The organism is Brucella haematophila, assembly GCF_005938105.1.
GTDB classification, from domain to species: domain Bacteria; phylum Pseudomonadota; class Alphaproteobacteria; order Rhizobiales; family Rhizobiaceae; genus Brucella; species Brucella haematophila.
Window position 1 is genome coordinate 22310 of sequence record NZ_VCPE01000008.1, and the last position, 14156, is coordinate 36465.

Consider the following 14156-nt stretch of genomic DNA (forward strand, 5'->3'; position numbering starts at 1 on the left):
ATCTGCGCAGGCCGCGCGATTGTCAAATCTGGCTGCGTTGCTCAATGCCGAGCCCCGCTATGTCCCGTTCAGCGGATTGCGTGATATCGATGCTCTGGCCGGTTGGGGCCGCAGCTTGCAGTCTCGTTTTGCAGAACGTCTCGCTACCTATTGGGGATTGCCGTTTCTGGCACTGGAAGATGGCTTTTTGCGTTCGGTGGAACGCGACGATCCATCCATGTCGCTCGTCCAAGACGATATAGGCATCTATTACGATGGAACGCGTCCGAGCCGCCTTGAACATCTGATTGCGAAGCCGCTTTCGCTGGTTGAGTTCGACCGGGCGCAAGCACTCATTCAATCATGGCGACAAGGGCGCGTTTCCAAATATAATTTCGCTCGTGAATATGATGACGTCCTGCCAGATCGGTATGTTCTCGTTGTTGATCAGGTCTGCGGAGACCGGTCAATTTCTTATGGCTGCGCCGATAGACGTGCATTCCATTATATGCTCTTTGCTGCCCTAAGCGAAAACCCGGATTGCACCGTCATTATCAAAACGCACCCGGACGTTTTCACCCGCAAGCGACGAGGCTACTTGACCAATTCAGCGGTTCTAGAAAATCCGCGCGTCCAGTGGATTACCGAAAACTGCCATCCCGTCCGACTGATAGAGAATTGCGAACGGGTCTATACAGTTACATCTCAGATCGGTTTTGAAGCATTGATCTGGGGCAAGGAAGTCCGTTGCTTTGGCATGCCTTTTTATGGCGGGTGGGGTCTGACACAAGATGAACAACAGTCACCAATCAGACGCCAGAAGGTGAGTATCGAAAAGCTCATTCATGCAGCTCTGATTGGCTACGCTCGATATGTCGATCCAGAGAATGGGCAAAGCTGCGAGGTGGAGCACGCGATCAATTATCTAGCATTTCAACGCGCCATGCGAGAGCGTTTGCCCCGAAAGCTGCATGCTGTCGGGTTCAGCCAATGGAAGCAACCAATCCTGCGCCGTTTCACTGCCGGTGCTGAAATTGATTTTCACGAGAGCAGTGAGACTGTACCGGCCAATTCACATGTTTTGATCTGGGGAAAGCAATATCCTCCGGGCATCTGTAACCCATTATCCGTTCGTCAAGTTGAGGATGGCTTCCTTAGGTCTGTGGGTTTGGGTGCAGAACTGACACCTCCGCTGTCATGGGTAGTGGATGACACAGGCATCTACTATGATGCAACGAAAGCATCCGCTCTTACCGAAATCCTCTCGAACACTGATGCGGATAAACGACTTCTGAAACGCGCGGCGGCACTTCGTAACAGTATAGTTGCTGCCGGACTTTCCAAGTACAATGTTCAGCAGGCGATGTGGAGTCGCCCTCAGGAGGGACGAACCGTCATTCTGGTGCCAGGTCAGGTTGAGAACGATGCTTCGCTGCGTTGGGGCGCGCCGCTGATAGCTACGAATATCGAGTTGTTGAAGGCTGTTCGCCAATCTAGGCCCGATGCCTATATCGTTTACAAACCCCATCCAGACGTGACAGCAGGTTTACGTTTCGGAGGAATGGAAAACACTCCATTCAGCACCTATTGTGATGAGATTTTGTGTGATGCTGGAATAGCTCAAGTGCTTGGTGTGGTTGATGAAGTCCACACGATGACCTCGCTCACGGGTTTCGAAGCACTTCTGAGAAATATTCCCGTCACCTGCTATGGAAAGCCATTCTATTCGGGTTGGGGGCTCACGGTAGACGTCGTTCCCGCTACCAGAAAGCGGCAGCTAAGTCTGGATGAACTCGTCGCAGGAACCCTGATCCAATATCCAGTATATGTGAGCTCCGTAACCGGGCATTATACCACGCCAGAGCGTGTTGTGCAGGAACTGGTTGCGTGGCGTGATCACTCACGCCTGCAAATTTCATTGTGGAGGCGGGCCTATAAGCTTGCCATGCGCACAACCAAAGCAATTAAAGCAAAGTTCCTATCCCTCAGCTCGGTACCGGGTTTGCCACCGAGAAGTCACACGGTGGAAACGGAAATTGAACGAAGCCAATAGAACAGTCGTATCCCTGAAGATGCAGCACGCGTCAGCAGAGATTGAGACACCCGCACAAAAGAAGCTCCGGCCTCAAAAGCGGAGACGTCGCTTGTTGGCGACTTCGTTCGTGGTTTTCGTGATAGTTCCCACGATACTGGGCGCATTGTACTTCGCATTTGTCGCTTCAGACCGTTATATCGCAAGCGTCGGATTTGCAGTCAGAAGCATGGACGCCGGAAGCGGCGGGGACTTCTTTGGGACATTCACCGGCATTGCAAATGCCGGAAGCACAACGTCGGATTCATACATTCTGCTCAAATACATCAAAAGCCGCAGCATGGTTGAAAAGCTTGAGAAAGATTTCCCGCTGCGACTTGCCTATGCTTCCAATGGACCGGACATTATCTCCCATCTTCCCTCTGGTAGTGATATTGAACACGTTGTCGACTATTGGGGTGGAATGATCCAGACATCCTATGACAATATTTCGGGCGTCATCTCGTTCAAGGTCAATGCTTTCACGCCCGAAGATTCGAAGAAAATCGCGGATCTCATTTTGCGTTATTGTACGGAACTCGTGAACGAATTATCGGAACGGGCAAGAACGGATGCTGTTTCCTTTGCCAGGGGCGAGGTGACGCATGCAGAAGACAGACTTCGTAATGCATTAGAAAAATTACGTTCTTTCCGTGATGATGAAAAGTCGATCGACCCGACACGAAGTGCTCAGGTCCAGATCGAAATTGTCGGTGGGCTTGAGAAGGAACTGGCTGAACGGCGAGCCAGAATAGCTGCGCTCGTCGGCACTGTGGACGAAGACTCGCCTTCGCTCAAAATTCTCAGACGCCAGACCGATGCGCTCCAACAGGAGATTGCCGCAAAAAAACTGGAGGCAACGAAAGGCGCAGGCGGTAAGAACTTGCCTGACACGGCATTGTCCAAATTACTCGCTACCTATGAGACACTTGAAGTCGAACGCAATTTTGCCCAACAAGCCTATGCTTCGGCGCTTTCGTCACTGGAAAAAGCGCGGGTGGAAGCAGGACGACAGCAACGCTATCTGGCGATCTATGAAGCGCCGTTGCTGCCGGAATATCCGCTCTATCCCAAACGTATTTTCAACAGTCTTGAGTTAGGTGCAATCCTTGCTGCGCTGTGGGGGCTTGCTGCTCTCATGGTCTATTCCATACGGGATCACTTGTCATGATGGGGTTGCTGCAATTGCAGGCCCATGTGATTGGAGCGCTTGTTTTACGCGAAACGCGCGCAGCTTTCGGCGCATCCCACATCGGTTATCTTTGGGCGGTGATTGTGCCAGTCACGAGCATAGCGGTTCTTGTTATGGTGTTCACGCTCACCGGGCGAAATCCGCCTTATGGATCGAGCTTCGCCCTCTTCTTCGCAACAGGCGTTCTGACGCTACAGTTCTTCAGCAAATTATCGTCTTCACTGATGGCGGCATTTGAAGCGAACAAGGCGTTACTGACCTATCCACCAATAAAGGAGCTGGATGTCTTGCTTGCGCGTGCGACACTGATCACTGCGACCTATGCCGTTATATTCATGCTGGTCTTCTGTGGCATTATGCTGTGGGACACAAGCGGCATGCCCGCCCATCCTGGCAGGACGATGGAAGCTTTTGCAGCTATAGCACTTTTGGGCTTGGCTTTCGGAATTGTAAATGCCGTCATTCTGTCACTGTGGGATTCCTGGCGACATGTTGAGAAGATCGTCACCAGTCCGCTGTTTTTCTTGTCCGGAATTTTCTATGTGCCGAGCCTGTTGCCCCCCGATATTCTTGCATATTTGTCATGGAACCCGATCTTGCACGCGGTCGAGTGGATGCGTGATGGCTTCTACCCGAACTATGAAAGTACGGTTCTGGACCGCGCCTATCTGTTGAAATCGATACTTGTTCTTATGACAGCAGGCTTTAGCGGAGAGCGACTTTTCAGAAAAAGGAGAGCCGCGTGATCGATCTGATCGATTTATCTAAATCCTATAAAACCAACGGGATAAGAAAGGTCATTTTCGACAGCATCAGTTTTTCTTTTCCGAAAGACAGGAATATTGCCATTCTTGGCCCCAACGGGGTCGGAAAATCGACTTTGATCCGCTTGATTGCTGGGACCGAACTGCCAGACCGGGGGCGCGTTCTAAGGCATGGCCGTGTATCGTGGCCGCTCGGCTTTTCAAGCGGGTTCAATGGAGGAATGACCGGGCTGGAAAATATCCGTTTTGTCGCGCGGATATACGGGCAGGATACGGAGAAGATGATCGACTATGTGGGCGATTTTTCCGAGCTCGGTGTGGCACTCCATCTTCCGGTCAAAACCTATTCCAGCGGGATGAAAGCACGTTTGGCCTTTGGCATGAGCCTTGCTATTGATTTCGACTGTTATCTGATCGATGAAATTATTGCCGTGGGGGATGAGCGCTTCAAAGCCAAATCCAAGACCGCACTTGACGCCAAAATCTCGCATGCGCGGGTGATCATGGTTTCGCATTCAATATCGCAGATCATGCAGTATTGCGATTGCGGTATTATCATCCGCGATGGTCGTATTGAGTATCACGACGATATCGTCACACTTCGAACCAGTTTTAGTGAGGTGTGATCTGGAAAATCGGACCTTTCCGGTCCGACTTTTGTCTCAACAAACGAGTGATCCACAAAGGCAGCGCGTATGCGCTACAGCTTAACTCGCCTTTTTTGTGATCAGGGTCAAAGCGCCGTTTTCTGAAAGACTGGCTGCAATGACATCTTGCTCGTTCATACCCTTCTGTTGAAGGGCCTCGCGTGCCTGCGGGAACGTCTTCACCGAAGTGCGTAATTTGGTGAGATCGTCAGCACTCCGCTTTTCGACAACGGCCTGAACTTCTTTCTGGCTTTCGGCCGGGAGTTCCTTGATGTCAACGACAGCCACAGTTTGTATCGTCGGTGCCGTCGATGGTTGCTCGGTCGCAGGTGCCGTATTTGCCGGCGGCTGCGGTGCCTGTTGCTGGGCCATTGCGGCAGGGGTCAGGGCGACGAGAGTTACGAATGCAAGCGATACAATTCTTGGCATCATCTTTCCTTTCCAGAGATTCTGCTAGAGGCGATTTGGGGCGACGTGGCCAGTGCACAGGTCCAATGTGACGGCAAAGAGTTGATTTCAGGGTTATTGCGAGGTCAAAGCATGTTCGGTCAAAGGCATCGGCTCGATCACACGACCACAAAAGCCTGATTTCACAATGTGTGGGTGAAGGGCCCTTGAACCGGATTTGGTCTGTATATCATGACAAAAAACCACTATAACAGTTCAATCGGTATTTTGTCCTGATGGAGCCAGTGCGCGCATGTGGAAACCCGTATTGGAGCTGCGCAAAGGCGCAACCAAGCACCGACTTCTGACGGAAAAAATCGTAGACGACATCGAGAACGGTATTTTGCAACCGGCAACGCAAATGCCAACCCATCGCGAGCTGGCGCACAAGCTTGGTCTTTCGGTTCAGACCGTCAGTATCAGCTACAAAGAGGCCGAACGACGCGGATATCTGCGCGGGGAAGTGGGGCGCGGGACATATGTCTGCAATCGCGTGACAGAGCGTGCGGATCGTTTCATGCTGGATCGTGACCCGAGCGGTACGTCTGACATGTCGATTATTCGGGCTGTCTATACAGAAGCGCATGAGCGGGCTTCAAAGCATCTATTCGAACAGTTGAGCCAATCGGAAAATGCCAGCTTCATGCGGCCCTGTCGCCCGATAGCCGGTCTGGATCGTCATCGCGCGGTTGCTCAGGAGTGGTTGCGCGGTCTATCCGTTGATGTCGATCCGGGCCGCATCGTCATTACAAATGGCGCGGCACATGGCCTGTTTCTCGCAGTCGCGACGATTGTTCAGCCGGGTGAGGTTGTATTGACCGAGCGCTTGACCGATCATGGAATTATCGGGCTTGCAAACGTGCTGGGCTTTACTTTGCGCGGCCTGCCAATCGATGAGCAGGGCGTCATTCCAGATGCTTTGGAGCTGGCCTGCAAAGCGGACGATGTACGCGCACTTGTTCTGATCCCAACACTGGGCAATCCCACAAGCCATCTCATGTCGGCGCAACGCCGAATGGCGATCGCCGAAATCGCAGCCAGATATGATGTCTGTGTTATCGAAGACGAAGTGTATAAACCGATCCTCGAAGAGCGGTTACCCTCAATGCCGGAATTGCTCCCCGAGCTCGGCTTTTTTGTAACCAGTTTTACAAAGACCGTCATGACGGGCCTCCGCACCGGCTATCTTGTTGTCCCTTCGCAATATTCCATCCGTGTCGCGTCCATCTTGCGCGTGACCAGCTGGAGCGGGGTTAACCTTCTGGGCGAAATGGCAAGCCGCTGGATCGAGGATGGCACCGTCAACGAGTTGCTAGAACTCCAACGCGGCGAATTGAGGACAAGACAGGCACAGGTCACCGATATTCTGGGGCCCCTGATAGCGGGGAGCAACCCCTTGTCTCTGTGCGCCTGGCTCAAGATCCCGCGTCATTGGTCGGAAGACGGGCTGGTGAGGGCGCTGGCAAATAAGGGAGTTGCGGTGACGCCATCGGACCCGTTTGTTGCTGGCGCCGATCGTGGCCAAGGAGGCATCCGGATTTGCCTTGGCGGGCGGTTATCCCGCACGGCCTTGCGCAAGGCACTCGAGACGATCCGGGAGACCTGCGCGCAGCTTCCTCCTGTCTATGACGTCGGCGCCATCGCCTGACCTTATAGAACGGACTGGAGGAACTCTTTGGTTCGCTGTTCTTTCGGCGTATGAAATATCTGCTCCGGCGTGCCCTGTTCGCAGATGCGCCCTTTATCAAAAAAGCACACGCGATCAGAGACTTCGCGCGCAAAGCGCATCTCATGGGTCACCAGAAGCATGGTAAGATCATGCTCCTGTGCGAGGCTGCGTATCACCGATAGTACCTCGCCGACCAACTGGGGATCGAGTGCCGATGTTGGTTCATCAAAAAGCAGAACGCGAGGACGCATTGCCAGAGATCGCGCGATGGCGACGCGCTGCTGCTGGCCACCTGATAGTTGCGATGGATAGTGATCCTTCTTGTCTGAAAGGCCAACAAGCGATAGCAGGTCCAGCGCGCGTGCTTCGGCTTCGGCCCGTTTGAGGCCGAGGACATGAACCGGCGCTTCTATGATGTTGCGCAATACGGACATGTGGGGAAAGAGATTGAAGCTTTGAAACACCATTCCAACATGCGATCTGATCTTGCGTAGATGCGCTTCACTGGCATGAAATGGTTCCTTGCCGCCCGCCTCATGATAGGGCATGCCCCCTAGTTCCAGTGTACCTTCCTGAAAGGGTTCCAGCGTCATGAGAATACGCAGTACGGTAGATTTACCGGAACCGGATGGGCCAATGAGCGTAACTTTCTCGCCAGTCGTGACCGAGAAATTGAACTGATCCAATACGGTCAGTGCTCCAAAGCGTTTGACGACGTTCTGAAAGCGAATGATTTCCTGGGTCATTTGAGAGCGATCCCGTTCTTTGGAAGTGTGCGTTCAAGCAGACGGATGGCTGCCGAGCAGATGAGCGTCAGGATAAGGAAGATCAGGCCGACCATAGACAATGGCACGAGATATTCGAAGGTGCGGTCACCGATCAAATTGGCAAGATTGAGCATATCGACAATGCTGACCACCGATAGAACCGGGGTTTCCTTGAGCATCGACACCAGATAATTGCCCATGGCTGGGACGATGCGCGGCACTGCTTGCGGAATGACAATATCGCGATACGTCCGCCATGGCGTTAGGTTGAGCGCGCGCGCTGCTTCCCATTGTCCACGAGGAATCGCCTCGATGCCGCCGCGATAAACTTCCGACGTGTAGGCCGAATACTGGAGACCAAGTGCCAGCGCTCCTGTCAAAAACGCGGGCAGGACGATGCCGTAGACCGGCAGCACATAATAGAGGAAGAAGAGTTGCACCAAGAGTGGGGTATCGCGCAAAAACTCCACAACAACGATGGTCGGCCAGGATACGATCTTGAGCTGGCTGCGACGCAGAAGTGCGAAGACAAGTCCAAGTACCAAAGCGATGGCAAAACCGGTCGCTGCGGCTTTCAGCGTTACAGTCAGGCCAATGGCGAGGATCGGCAGGATCGATATGGCGAAGGATAGGGTGGACGAGGTGTCCCAGGCATATCCATATATCATGCGAAACCTCCGGCCATTGTCTGGCGTCGGAGACGTCGCTCCAGCCATCTGATTGCGGTTGCAAGCACGAGAGCCATCGCGAAGTAACCAAGCAGCGTCAGGGAATAAATGGTGACGCTATCCAGCGTCAGATTACGCAATCTCTGCGCCTGAAACGTCAAATCACTGATAGCGATCAGAGATGCAAGAGCAGTATCTTTGAGATTATGGATGGCGAGATTACCGAAGGCTGGCATCATCTCGACGATTGCCTGCGGCAGGACAATGTGAAATAGCGTGTGTCGCTTGCCAAAATTCAACGCTCGCGCAGCTTCATGTTGTGCTTCCGGCACTGCCTGCAGTGCGCCGCGCACGACTTCCGCACCATAAGCACCAATATTCAGACCTAACCCCATGATACCGGTCGTGATCGGGTCAAAGGAAATGCCGATAAGCGGCAAAGCATAGTAGAGCCAGAATAGCTGCACGAGAAGCGAGGTACCACGGAAGACCTCGATATAGATCACGGCAATCGTCGACAGTATCTTTCCGCCTGCAAAGCGGGCTATGCCAGCAGCAAATGCGAGTATCGTGCCAATCACCATCGAGCTGAGAGCCAGAATGATGGTGACTTGGGCACCTTTGAAAAGGGCGGGTAGATATTCCGTCCAATGCATAGGGTCGTCTCCCGGGCAGAGAAAAGACTAGACCCGCCGACCCCTGTTGAGACCGGCGGGTGCTGATAGGCTTACTTTGCGTTGCAGAGCGCCGCTGTGTCAGCCGAGCGAGCAGCTTCTACGCTTTCTTCGCTAAGCCCATATGTTGTCAGGATTTTCTTGTAATCATCGGTCTTTTTGAATTCGATAAGCTCTTTGTTAAAAGCCGCGTAGAAGTCCTTGTCTTCAGGGCGGAAACTAAAAGCGCCGAAGCTTCGAGCCGATTTGCCGTCAACGACAGGATCGGTGAACGGATGAGCCTGCTCCAGCTGCGGCGAGTTTTCGACAAGCTTTGCTACCGTCAACTCGGTCGCGGCATAGGCATCAGCCCGTCCGGTTTGCACCGTGGATGGTGCGTCGGCATTGCCCTGAATCATGACGATCTGGGATTCGTCGATCCCCATTCCATGTAGAAAGTCGATCTGATCTGCCCCCGATACAATCGCCACCTTCAGGGAAGGGTCCTTTTTGATATCGTCGTATGAGTGGATGTTTTTGGGATTACCCTTGGGTACCAGAAGACCCTCACCATAGCTGGAATTAGCTACCGTGAACTGCACTTGCTTACAGCGTTCTGGCAAGACATTCTGTTCAGCGGCAACAAATTCAAAACGCTTGGCTTTCAAGCCGGGGATGAGAGAGCCGAACGGCGTCACGGTCCAGTCGACTTCTTCGATGCCAAGCTTTTTAAAGATCGCTGCCGCGACATCGGGACCGATACCCTTGGCCGCGCCGCTTTCGTCCATATAGCCATAGGGCATCTCGTTGGCAGTTGCTCCACGAACAAAGCCAGCACTTTTAAGATCGTCGATCGAGACGGCTTGTGATGGCAATGTCAGAGCAACCGTGGCCACCGCTGAAAGCAGGGCGGAGATCGTATAGAGTTTCATGCGCATCGTGTTCACTCCTCTTTGAGATTACCGGTTTTGTTTTGCACCGGCTTTTTGCTTTCGTGTCTCGTTTGGTACGCTAACCCGCGACGGGTTCCTCGCAGATCGTGGCGATAACCGAGAGGCAATCACCCATCTTGATGAGTCCTGGAAAGTGACGTGCAGCCAGAACACCGTCGAGTTTTGCGCGATATTCCTGCGGTGCGCCGCCTGTTCGCGTGATGCTATGCACCCGGGCAATGACATCGCCTTTGCGAACTTCGGAACCCAGATCAACAAGAGGCTCCAGAAGGCCATCTGTGTCTGCAAAGCCGAAACAATCCTGTGATGGCATATCAAGCCAGACAGTCGGCGAATGTTCTATCTCACCTTCCAGAATGCCGGAATGACGCAAAAGGTTGCGAATGCCGCGTTTGGCTATGGCAGCCGTTCGGGCGGATATGGTACCACCACCGGCGAGCTCGGTTGTTACAAAGAGCTTCCCGGCTTCTTCTGCAGTTGTGTCGTACATGCCTACAGCATCAATCTCGATCATGCGCATGGAATAGGGCGCGCAGAAGGCTTTGACAGCGGCGAAACAATGCTTCTCCTGCACTTTGTTCGGCAAAGCATGCGCAGCCGCATAGGGCAGGAAATCCAGCGTGCGACCTCCTGAATGAAAGTCCAGAACGATATCGGCTTCCGGCAACAGATAGCGTGTAAAGTAGTCGGCGATTTTCTCCGTCACAGTACCATCCGGACGACCCGGAAAGCTGCGATTGAGATTGCCCCTGTCGATAGGGGAGGTGCGTGTACCCGCTTGAAAGGCTGGAAAGTTCATCGCTGGCACGATGATAACGCGACCTTTGATCTGATCCGGCATCAGGTTTGCTGCGAGATCATATAGCGCAACGGGACCCTCATATTCGTCGCCATGGTTAGCGCCAGTCAGCAACGCTGTCGGACCGTCGCCGTTGCGGATCACGCAGATGGGGATCATCACTGAGCCCCAGGCGGAATCGTCCCGCGACCAAGGCAGCCGCAAATGACCATGCTGGACCCCATCTCGGTTGAGATCGACACTCGGCGTGATTGGGGAAGGGCGGGAAGGTGGCGTTGTGTGCATCATGATAGGCCTAGTCCTTGACCACCAGCTTGCGCGGTACATTTGAAAGGCATTCAACGCCGGTTTCGGTAATGACGATGCTTTCGGTGATCTCCAGCCCCATGGTTTCGAGCCAAAGCCCTGTCATGAAGTGGAAAGTCATGCCCGGCTTCAATTCAGTGCGGTCGCCGGATCTCAGGCTCATTGTGCGTTCGCCCCAGTCTGGTGGATAGGAAAGCCCAATCGAATAGCCAGTGCGATTGTCTTTCACGATGCCATATTTTTTCAGAACGCCGAAAAATCCGGCGGCAATATCTTCGCATGTATTGCCGGGACGGGCGGCTGCAAGACCCGCTTCCATCCCCTCCAATGTGGCCTTTTCGGCATCGAGAAATGCCTGTGTGGGCTTGCCGAGAAAGACCGTGCGAGACAGTGGACAATGATAGCGCTTATAGCAACCGGCTATCTCAAAGAACGTACCTTCACCGGACTTCATCGGTAAGTCGTTCCAAGTCAAATGAGGGGCCGAAGCATCTGGGCCTGACGGCAAGAGCGGCACGATGGCTGGATAATCCCCGCCAAATTCCCCGACGCCACGCGTTCCCGCATCGTAGATTTCCGCCACAAGATCACATTTGCGCATGCCCGGCTCGATCGTGTCGACGATGCGTTTGTGCATGGCTTCGACAATGCGGCCCGCTTTGCGCATATAGTCAATCTCTGTGGGGCTTTTGACTGCGCGTTGCCAGTTCACTAGCCCCTGCGCATCCTTGAAACGCGCATTCGGCAGATTTTTCTGCAAGGCATGATGGGCGGCGGCGGTATACCAGTAATTGTCGAACTCCACCGCGATGGTCTTATTGCCCCAGCCCTTGCCGTCAAAAATGGCCGCTAGCAAATCCATCGGATGCCGCTCCAGCGACTGCACATAGTGATCTGGATAGCCAATGATGTTGTCATGGCTGATCCAGGCCGTGCGCTTTGCACCGTTTCCATCCTGACCACGCCCATACCATATCGGTTCTCCATCCATGGCAAGGACGACACATTGATGGACATAGAAAGACCAGCCATCATAGCCGGTTAGCCAGTGCATATTGGATGGATCCGTTACGATAATGATATCGAAGCCGGCCTTCTCCATGGCGCGTCTGGTCTTGGCAATTCTGGCATCATACTCGGTGCGGGTGAAATTGAGTTCAACGCTCATTGATTGTCTCCAGCAGATTTGTTCGAGTCGATTTTGGTGCCAGCGTTGCGCTTGGTCGCCCGCTCAGTCGCAAGACGTGCAATGGCGGTGTCCTGAACGCCCGTCCCCGTCAGGTCGCAGAATGTGATGTCTTCAGAATTGCGATGGAAGCTGCCACTCTGCGATATGAATTCTCCTAGTTCAGGGAATGGGGCGTCAGCTTTGACAATCCCGGCTTCAATCGCATGATGCAATTCACCCAGCCTGCGTGTTTGGCTCAAGCTATCCGCAACGTAGAGGACTGGACGGCGGAAGATCGCGGGATCTATTTCATTCTTGTGTTCAGCATCAGAACCCATCGCAGTGAGATGCTGCCCTGGTTCCAGCCAGTCAGCGTCGAGAAGCGGCTTTTCAGATGGGGTGGTCGTGACGATAATATCAACACCCGCACAGGCTTTTCGGGCATCCTGCATCGGAATGACAGGAATATTGAGTTTCTGTGCAAGAGTAGCTGCGACGCTTTTCGCTTTTGCGAAATCGCGCGCCCAGATGCGGGCTTCCTTGATCGGGCGCACCAGCGTCAGGGCTTCGAGCTGCAATTGGGCCTGTATGCCTGCGCCAAAGATTGCGGCCGTGCTCGCGTCCTCCCTCGCCAGATGTTTTGCAGCGACCGCGCCCGCCGCGGCTGTTCGCACATCCGTCAGATAGCCATTGTCGAGCAGTAATGCTTCGATCAGCCCGGTTTTCGCGGAAAACTGGATCATCAAGCCATTGGTTGAGGGCAAACCAATCGAAGGATTGTTAAAGAAGCCGGGGCTGATCTTGATCGCGAAACTGTCGAGGCCGGGAATATAAGCGGTCTTAACGTCGACTTCGCCCCGCTCGGCAGGAATGTCGAGCCGAAGGATCGGAGGCATACTGACTTTACCACTTGCAAGTGCACGAAACGCACCCTCAACACAGGCAATACTCTCCAGATCGAGCGCTACGAATTGGCGGAGATCCCCTTCGCTCAGTATCCGCATCTCGGCCATCAGTTTGCCCTCTCTGCGCTGATAGTCATGATCATGCGATGCTGTCTGGGGTCGATATTGGCACCAGAAACAATGATCGCGGTCGGCGCCGAAACCTCAACTTTCCGGCTGAGAAGCGCCCCAATGCCAACGGCTGCAGCGCCCTCAACAATCTCGTTCTCGTAGATCGCCATATGTCTCACGCCTTCGGCAATCTCTTCTTCTTCAAGAAGAACAACGTCGTCCAAAAGGTCGCGGCACATAGCGAAGGTCCAGTGATTATCAAGGCCGATACCGCCACCAAGCGAGTCCGCCAGTGTATCCACTTCCTCCACATTCACAGGCCTACCGGCAGCAAGACTTGCTTGCATCGCGGCACCCCGTTTCATAGAAATGCCAATTATGCGGGCCATCGGCTTATGCGCCTTGATTGCCGCAGCTATACCCGCTGCGAGCCCGCCACCGGAAAGCGGAATGAGTACGGCTTCAATTTCCGGCGCACTTTCCAGCAGTTCAAGGCCAATCGTTCCCTGGCCTGCGATCACATGTGGATCATCGAATGGTGGGATCGAATTCATCTTGTCGTCGCGAACGAGACGAGCGACTTCTTCCATCGCGTCATCTTGAGATTTTCCGACAATGCGAATATCGGCACCCTGTCGCCGAATAGCGTCAACCTTGTTTTGTGGAACGAGCGAAGACAGGCAGATCGTGGCCTTGAGGCCTTGTAAGGAAGCCGCATGAGCCAATGCGCGGCCGTGATTTCCCGTTGAAGCCGTGACAACGCCGAACTTTCGCTTGGATGCTGGAAGGCCTAGTACGGCATTCGTTGCGCCACGCAGTTTGAAGCTGCCAGTCGTTTGTCGATTTTCGAGTTTAAGAAATATGTCTGTTCCCGACAATTTGCTTAGGGCATTTGATCGCACAAGCGGGGTGCGCTCAACATGACCTTGCAGCCTGTCGCGAGCTTGTTCAATTTCCCTGATACCCACTGTTTCCGACACGCCTATTGCCTCACAAAACCTGTTGAGGAACGGATAGGCTGCGGCCAATTTGAACAGTACTCAAACGCAGGGCGCAA

Annotated in this window: 14 protein-coding genes; 5 read left to right on the forward strand and 9 right to left on the reverse strand. The window is 53.6% G+C overall.

Annotated features, from left to right (window positions below):
- Positions 1 to 19: 19 nt before the first annotated feature.
- The 4 genes from FGI60_RS13050 to FGI60_RS13065 are packed head-to-tail and all read left to right on the forward strand — an operon-like array spanning position 20 to position 4632.
- Positions 20 to 2032 (forward strand): capsular polysaccharide biosynthesis protein, encoded by a 2013-nt coding sequence (locus FGI60_RS13050; protein ID WP_171058769.1) that lies wholly within the window; start codon positions 20 to 22, stop codon positions 2030 to 2032.
- Positions 2016 to 3221 carry a lipopolysaccharide biosynthesis protein gene (locus FGI60_RS13055; protein ID WP_138785562.1) on the forward strand — a complete coding sequence of 402 codons (1206 nt, stop codon included), beginning with the start codon at positions 2016 to 2018 and terminating at the stop codon, positions 3219 to 3221. Before FGI60_RS13050 ends, FGI60_RS13055 begins: the two co-directional genes overlap by 17 nt.
- Complete coding sequence (locus FGI60_RS13060) at positions 3218 to 3988, forward strand: ABC transporter permease (RefSeq protein ID WP_138785563.1); 771 nt, start codon at positions 3218 to 3220, stop codon at positions 3986 to 3988. Before FGI60_RS13055 ends, FGI60_RS13060 begins: the two co-directional genes overlap by 4 nt.
- A complete protein-coding gene (locus tag FGI60_RS13065; RefSeq protein ID WP_138785564.1) occupies positions 3985 to 4632 on the forward strand; it encodes an ABC transporter ATP-binding protein in 648 nt (215 codons plus the stop codon). Before FGI60_RS13060 ends, FGI60_RS13065 begins: the two co-directional genes overlap by 4 nt.
- Before the next feature lie 81 nt (positions 4633 to 4713).
- Here the strand turns inward: FGI60_RS13065 and FGI60_RS13070 are convergent, their stop codons facing one another.
- The gene (locus tag FGI60_RS13070; protein ID WP_235889805.1) at positions 4714 to 5085 is read right to left on the reverse strand and encodes a hypothetical protein; all 372 of its coding nucleotides are present in this window, start codon (positions 5083 to 5085) and stop codon (positions 4714 to 4716) included.
- Between the two features lie 268 nt (positions 5086 to 5353).
- Between FGI60_RS13070 and ehuR the strand changes: the two genes are divergently transcribed.
- The gene (gene ehuR / locus FGI60_RS13075) at positions 5354 to 6748 is read left to right on the forward strand and encodes a MocR-like ectoine utilization transcription factor EhuR (RefSeq protein ID WP_138785565.1); all 1395 of its coding nucleotides are present in this window, start codon (positions 5354 to 5356) and stop codon (positions 6746 to 6748) included.
- A gap of 2 nt (positions 6749 to 6750) precedes the next feature.
- Here ehuR and ehuA read toward each other — a convergent pair whose 3' ends face one another.
- The 8 genes from ehuA to eutB form a co-directional block, all read right to left on the reverse strand.
- The gene (gene ehuA, locus FGI60_RS13080; protein WP_138785566.1) at positions 6751 to 7515 is read right to left on the reverse strand and encodes an ectoine/hydroxyectoine ABC transporter ATP-binding protein EhuA; all 765 of its coding nucleotides are present in this window, start codon (positions 7513 to 7515) and stop codon (positions 6751 to 6753) included.
- Positions 7512 to 8204: an ectoine/hydroxyectoine ABC transporter permease subunit EhuD gene (ehuD, locus tag FGI60_RS13085; protein ID WP_138785567.1), complete on the reverse strand. Its 693-nt coding sequence runs from the start codon at positions 8202 to 8204 to the stop codon at positions 7512 to 7514. The genes ehuA and ehuD overlap by 4 nt, the downstream gene beginning before the upstream one ends.
- Entirely contained in the window at positions 8201 to 8860 is a 660-nt protein-coding gene (gene ehuC / locus FGI60_RS13090) for an ectoine/hydroxyectoine ABC transporter permease subunit EhuC (RefSeq protein WP_138785568.1), read from the reverse strand. Before ehuC ends, ehuD begins: the two co-directional genes overlap by 4 nt.
- A 71-nt stretch (positions 8861 to 8931) precedes the next feature.
- Positions 8932 to 9795: an ectoine/hydroxyectoine ABC transporter substrate-binding protein EhuB gene (gene ehuB, locus FGI60_RS13095; RefSeq protein WP_138785569.1), complete on the reverse strand. Its 864-nt coding sequence runs from the start codon at positions 9793 to 9795 to the stop codon at positions 8932 to 8934.
- A 73-nt stretch (positions 9796 to 9868) separates the two neighbouring features.
- Positions 9869 to 10897, reverse strand: coding sequence for a N(2)-acetyl-L-2,4-diaminobutanoate deacetylase DoeB (gene doeB / locus FGI60_RS13100; protein WP_138785570.1), 1029 nt, complete (start codon positions 10895 to 10897; stop codon positions 9869 to 9871).
- 7 nt (positions 10898 to 10904) lie between these two features.
- Complete coding sequence (gene doeA, locus FGI60_RS13105) at positions 10905 to 12083, reverse strand: ectoine hydrolase DoeA (RefSeq protein ID WP_138785571.1); 1179 nt, start codon at positions 12081 to 12083, stop codon at positions 10905 to 10907.
- Positions 12080 to 13096 (reverse strand): cyclodeaminase, encoded by a 1017-nt coding sequence (locus FGI60_RS13110; protein WP_138785572.1) that lies wholly within the window; start codon positions 13094 to 13096, stop codon positions 12080 to 12082. The genes doeA and FGI60_RS13110 overlap by 4 nt, the downstream gene beginning before the upstream one ends.
- Positions 13096 to 14079: a hydroxyectoine utilization dehydratase EutB gene (gene eutB / locus FGI60_RS13115; RefSeq protein ID WP_138785573.1), complete on the reverse strand. Its 984-nt coding sequence runs from the start codon at positions 14077 to 14079 to the stop codon at positions 13096 to 13098. The genes FGI60_RS13110 and eutB overlap by 1 nt, the downstream gene beginning before the upstream one ends.
- Positions 14080 to 14156 lie beyond the last annotated feature (77 nt).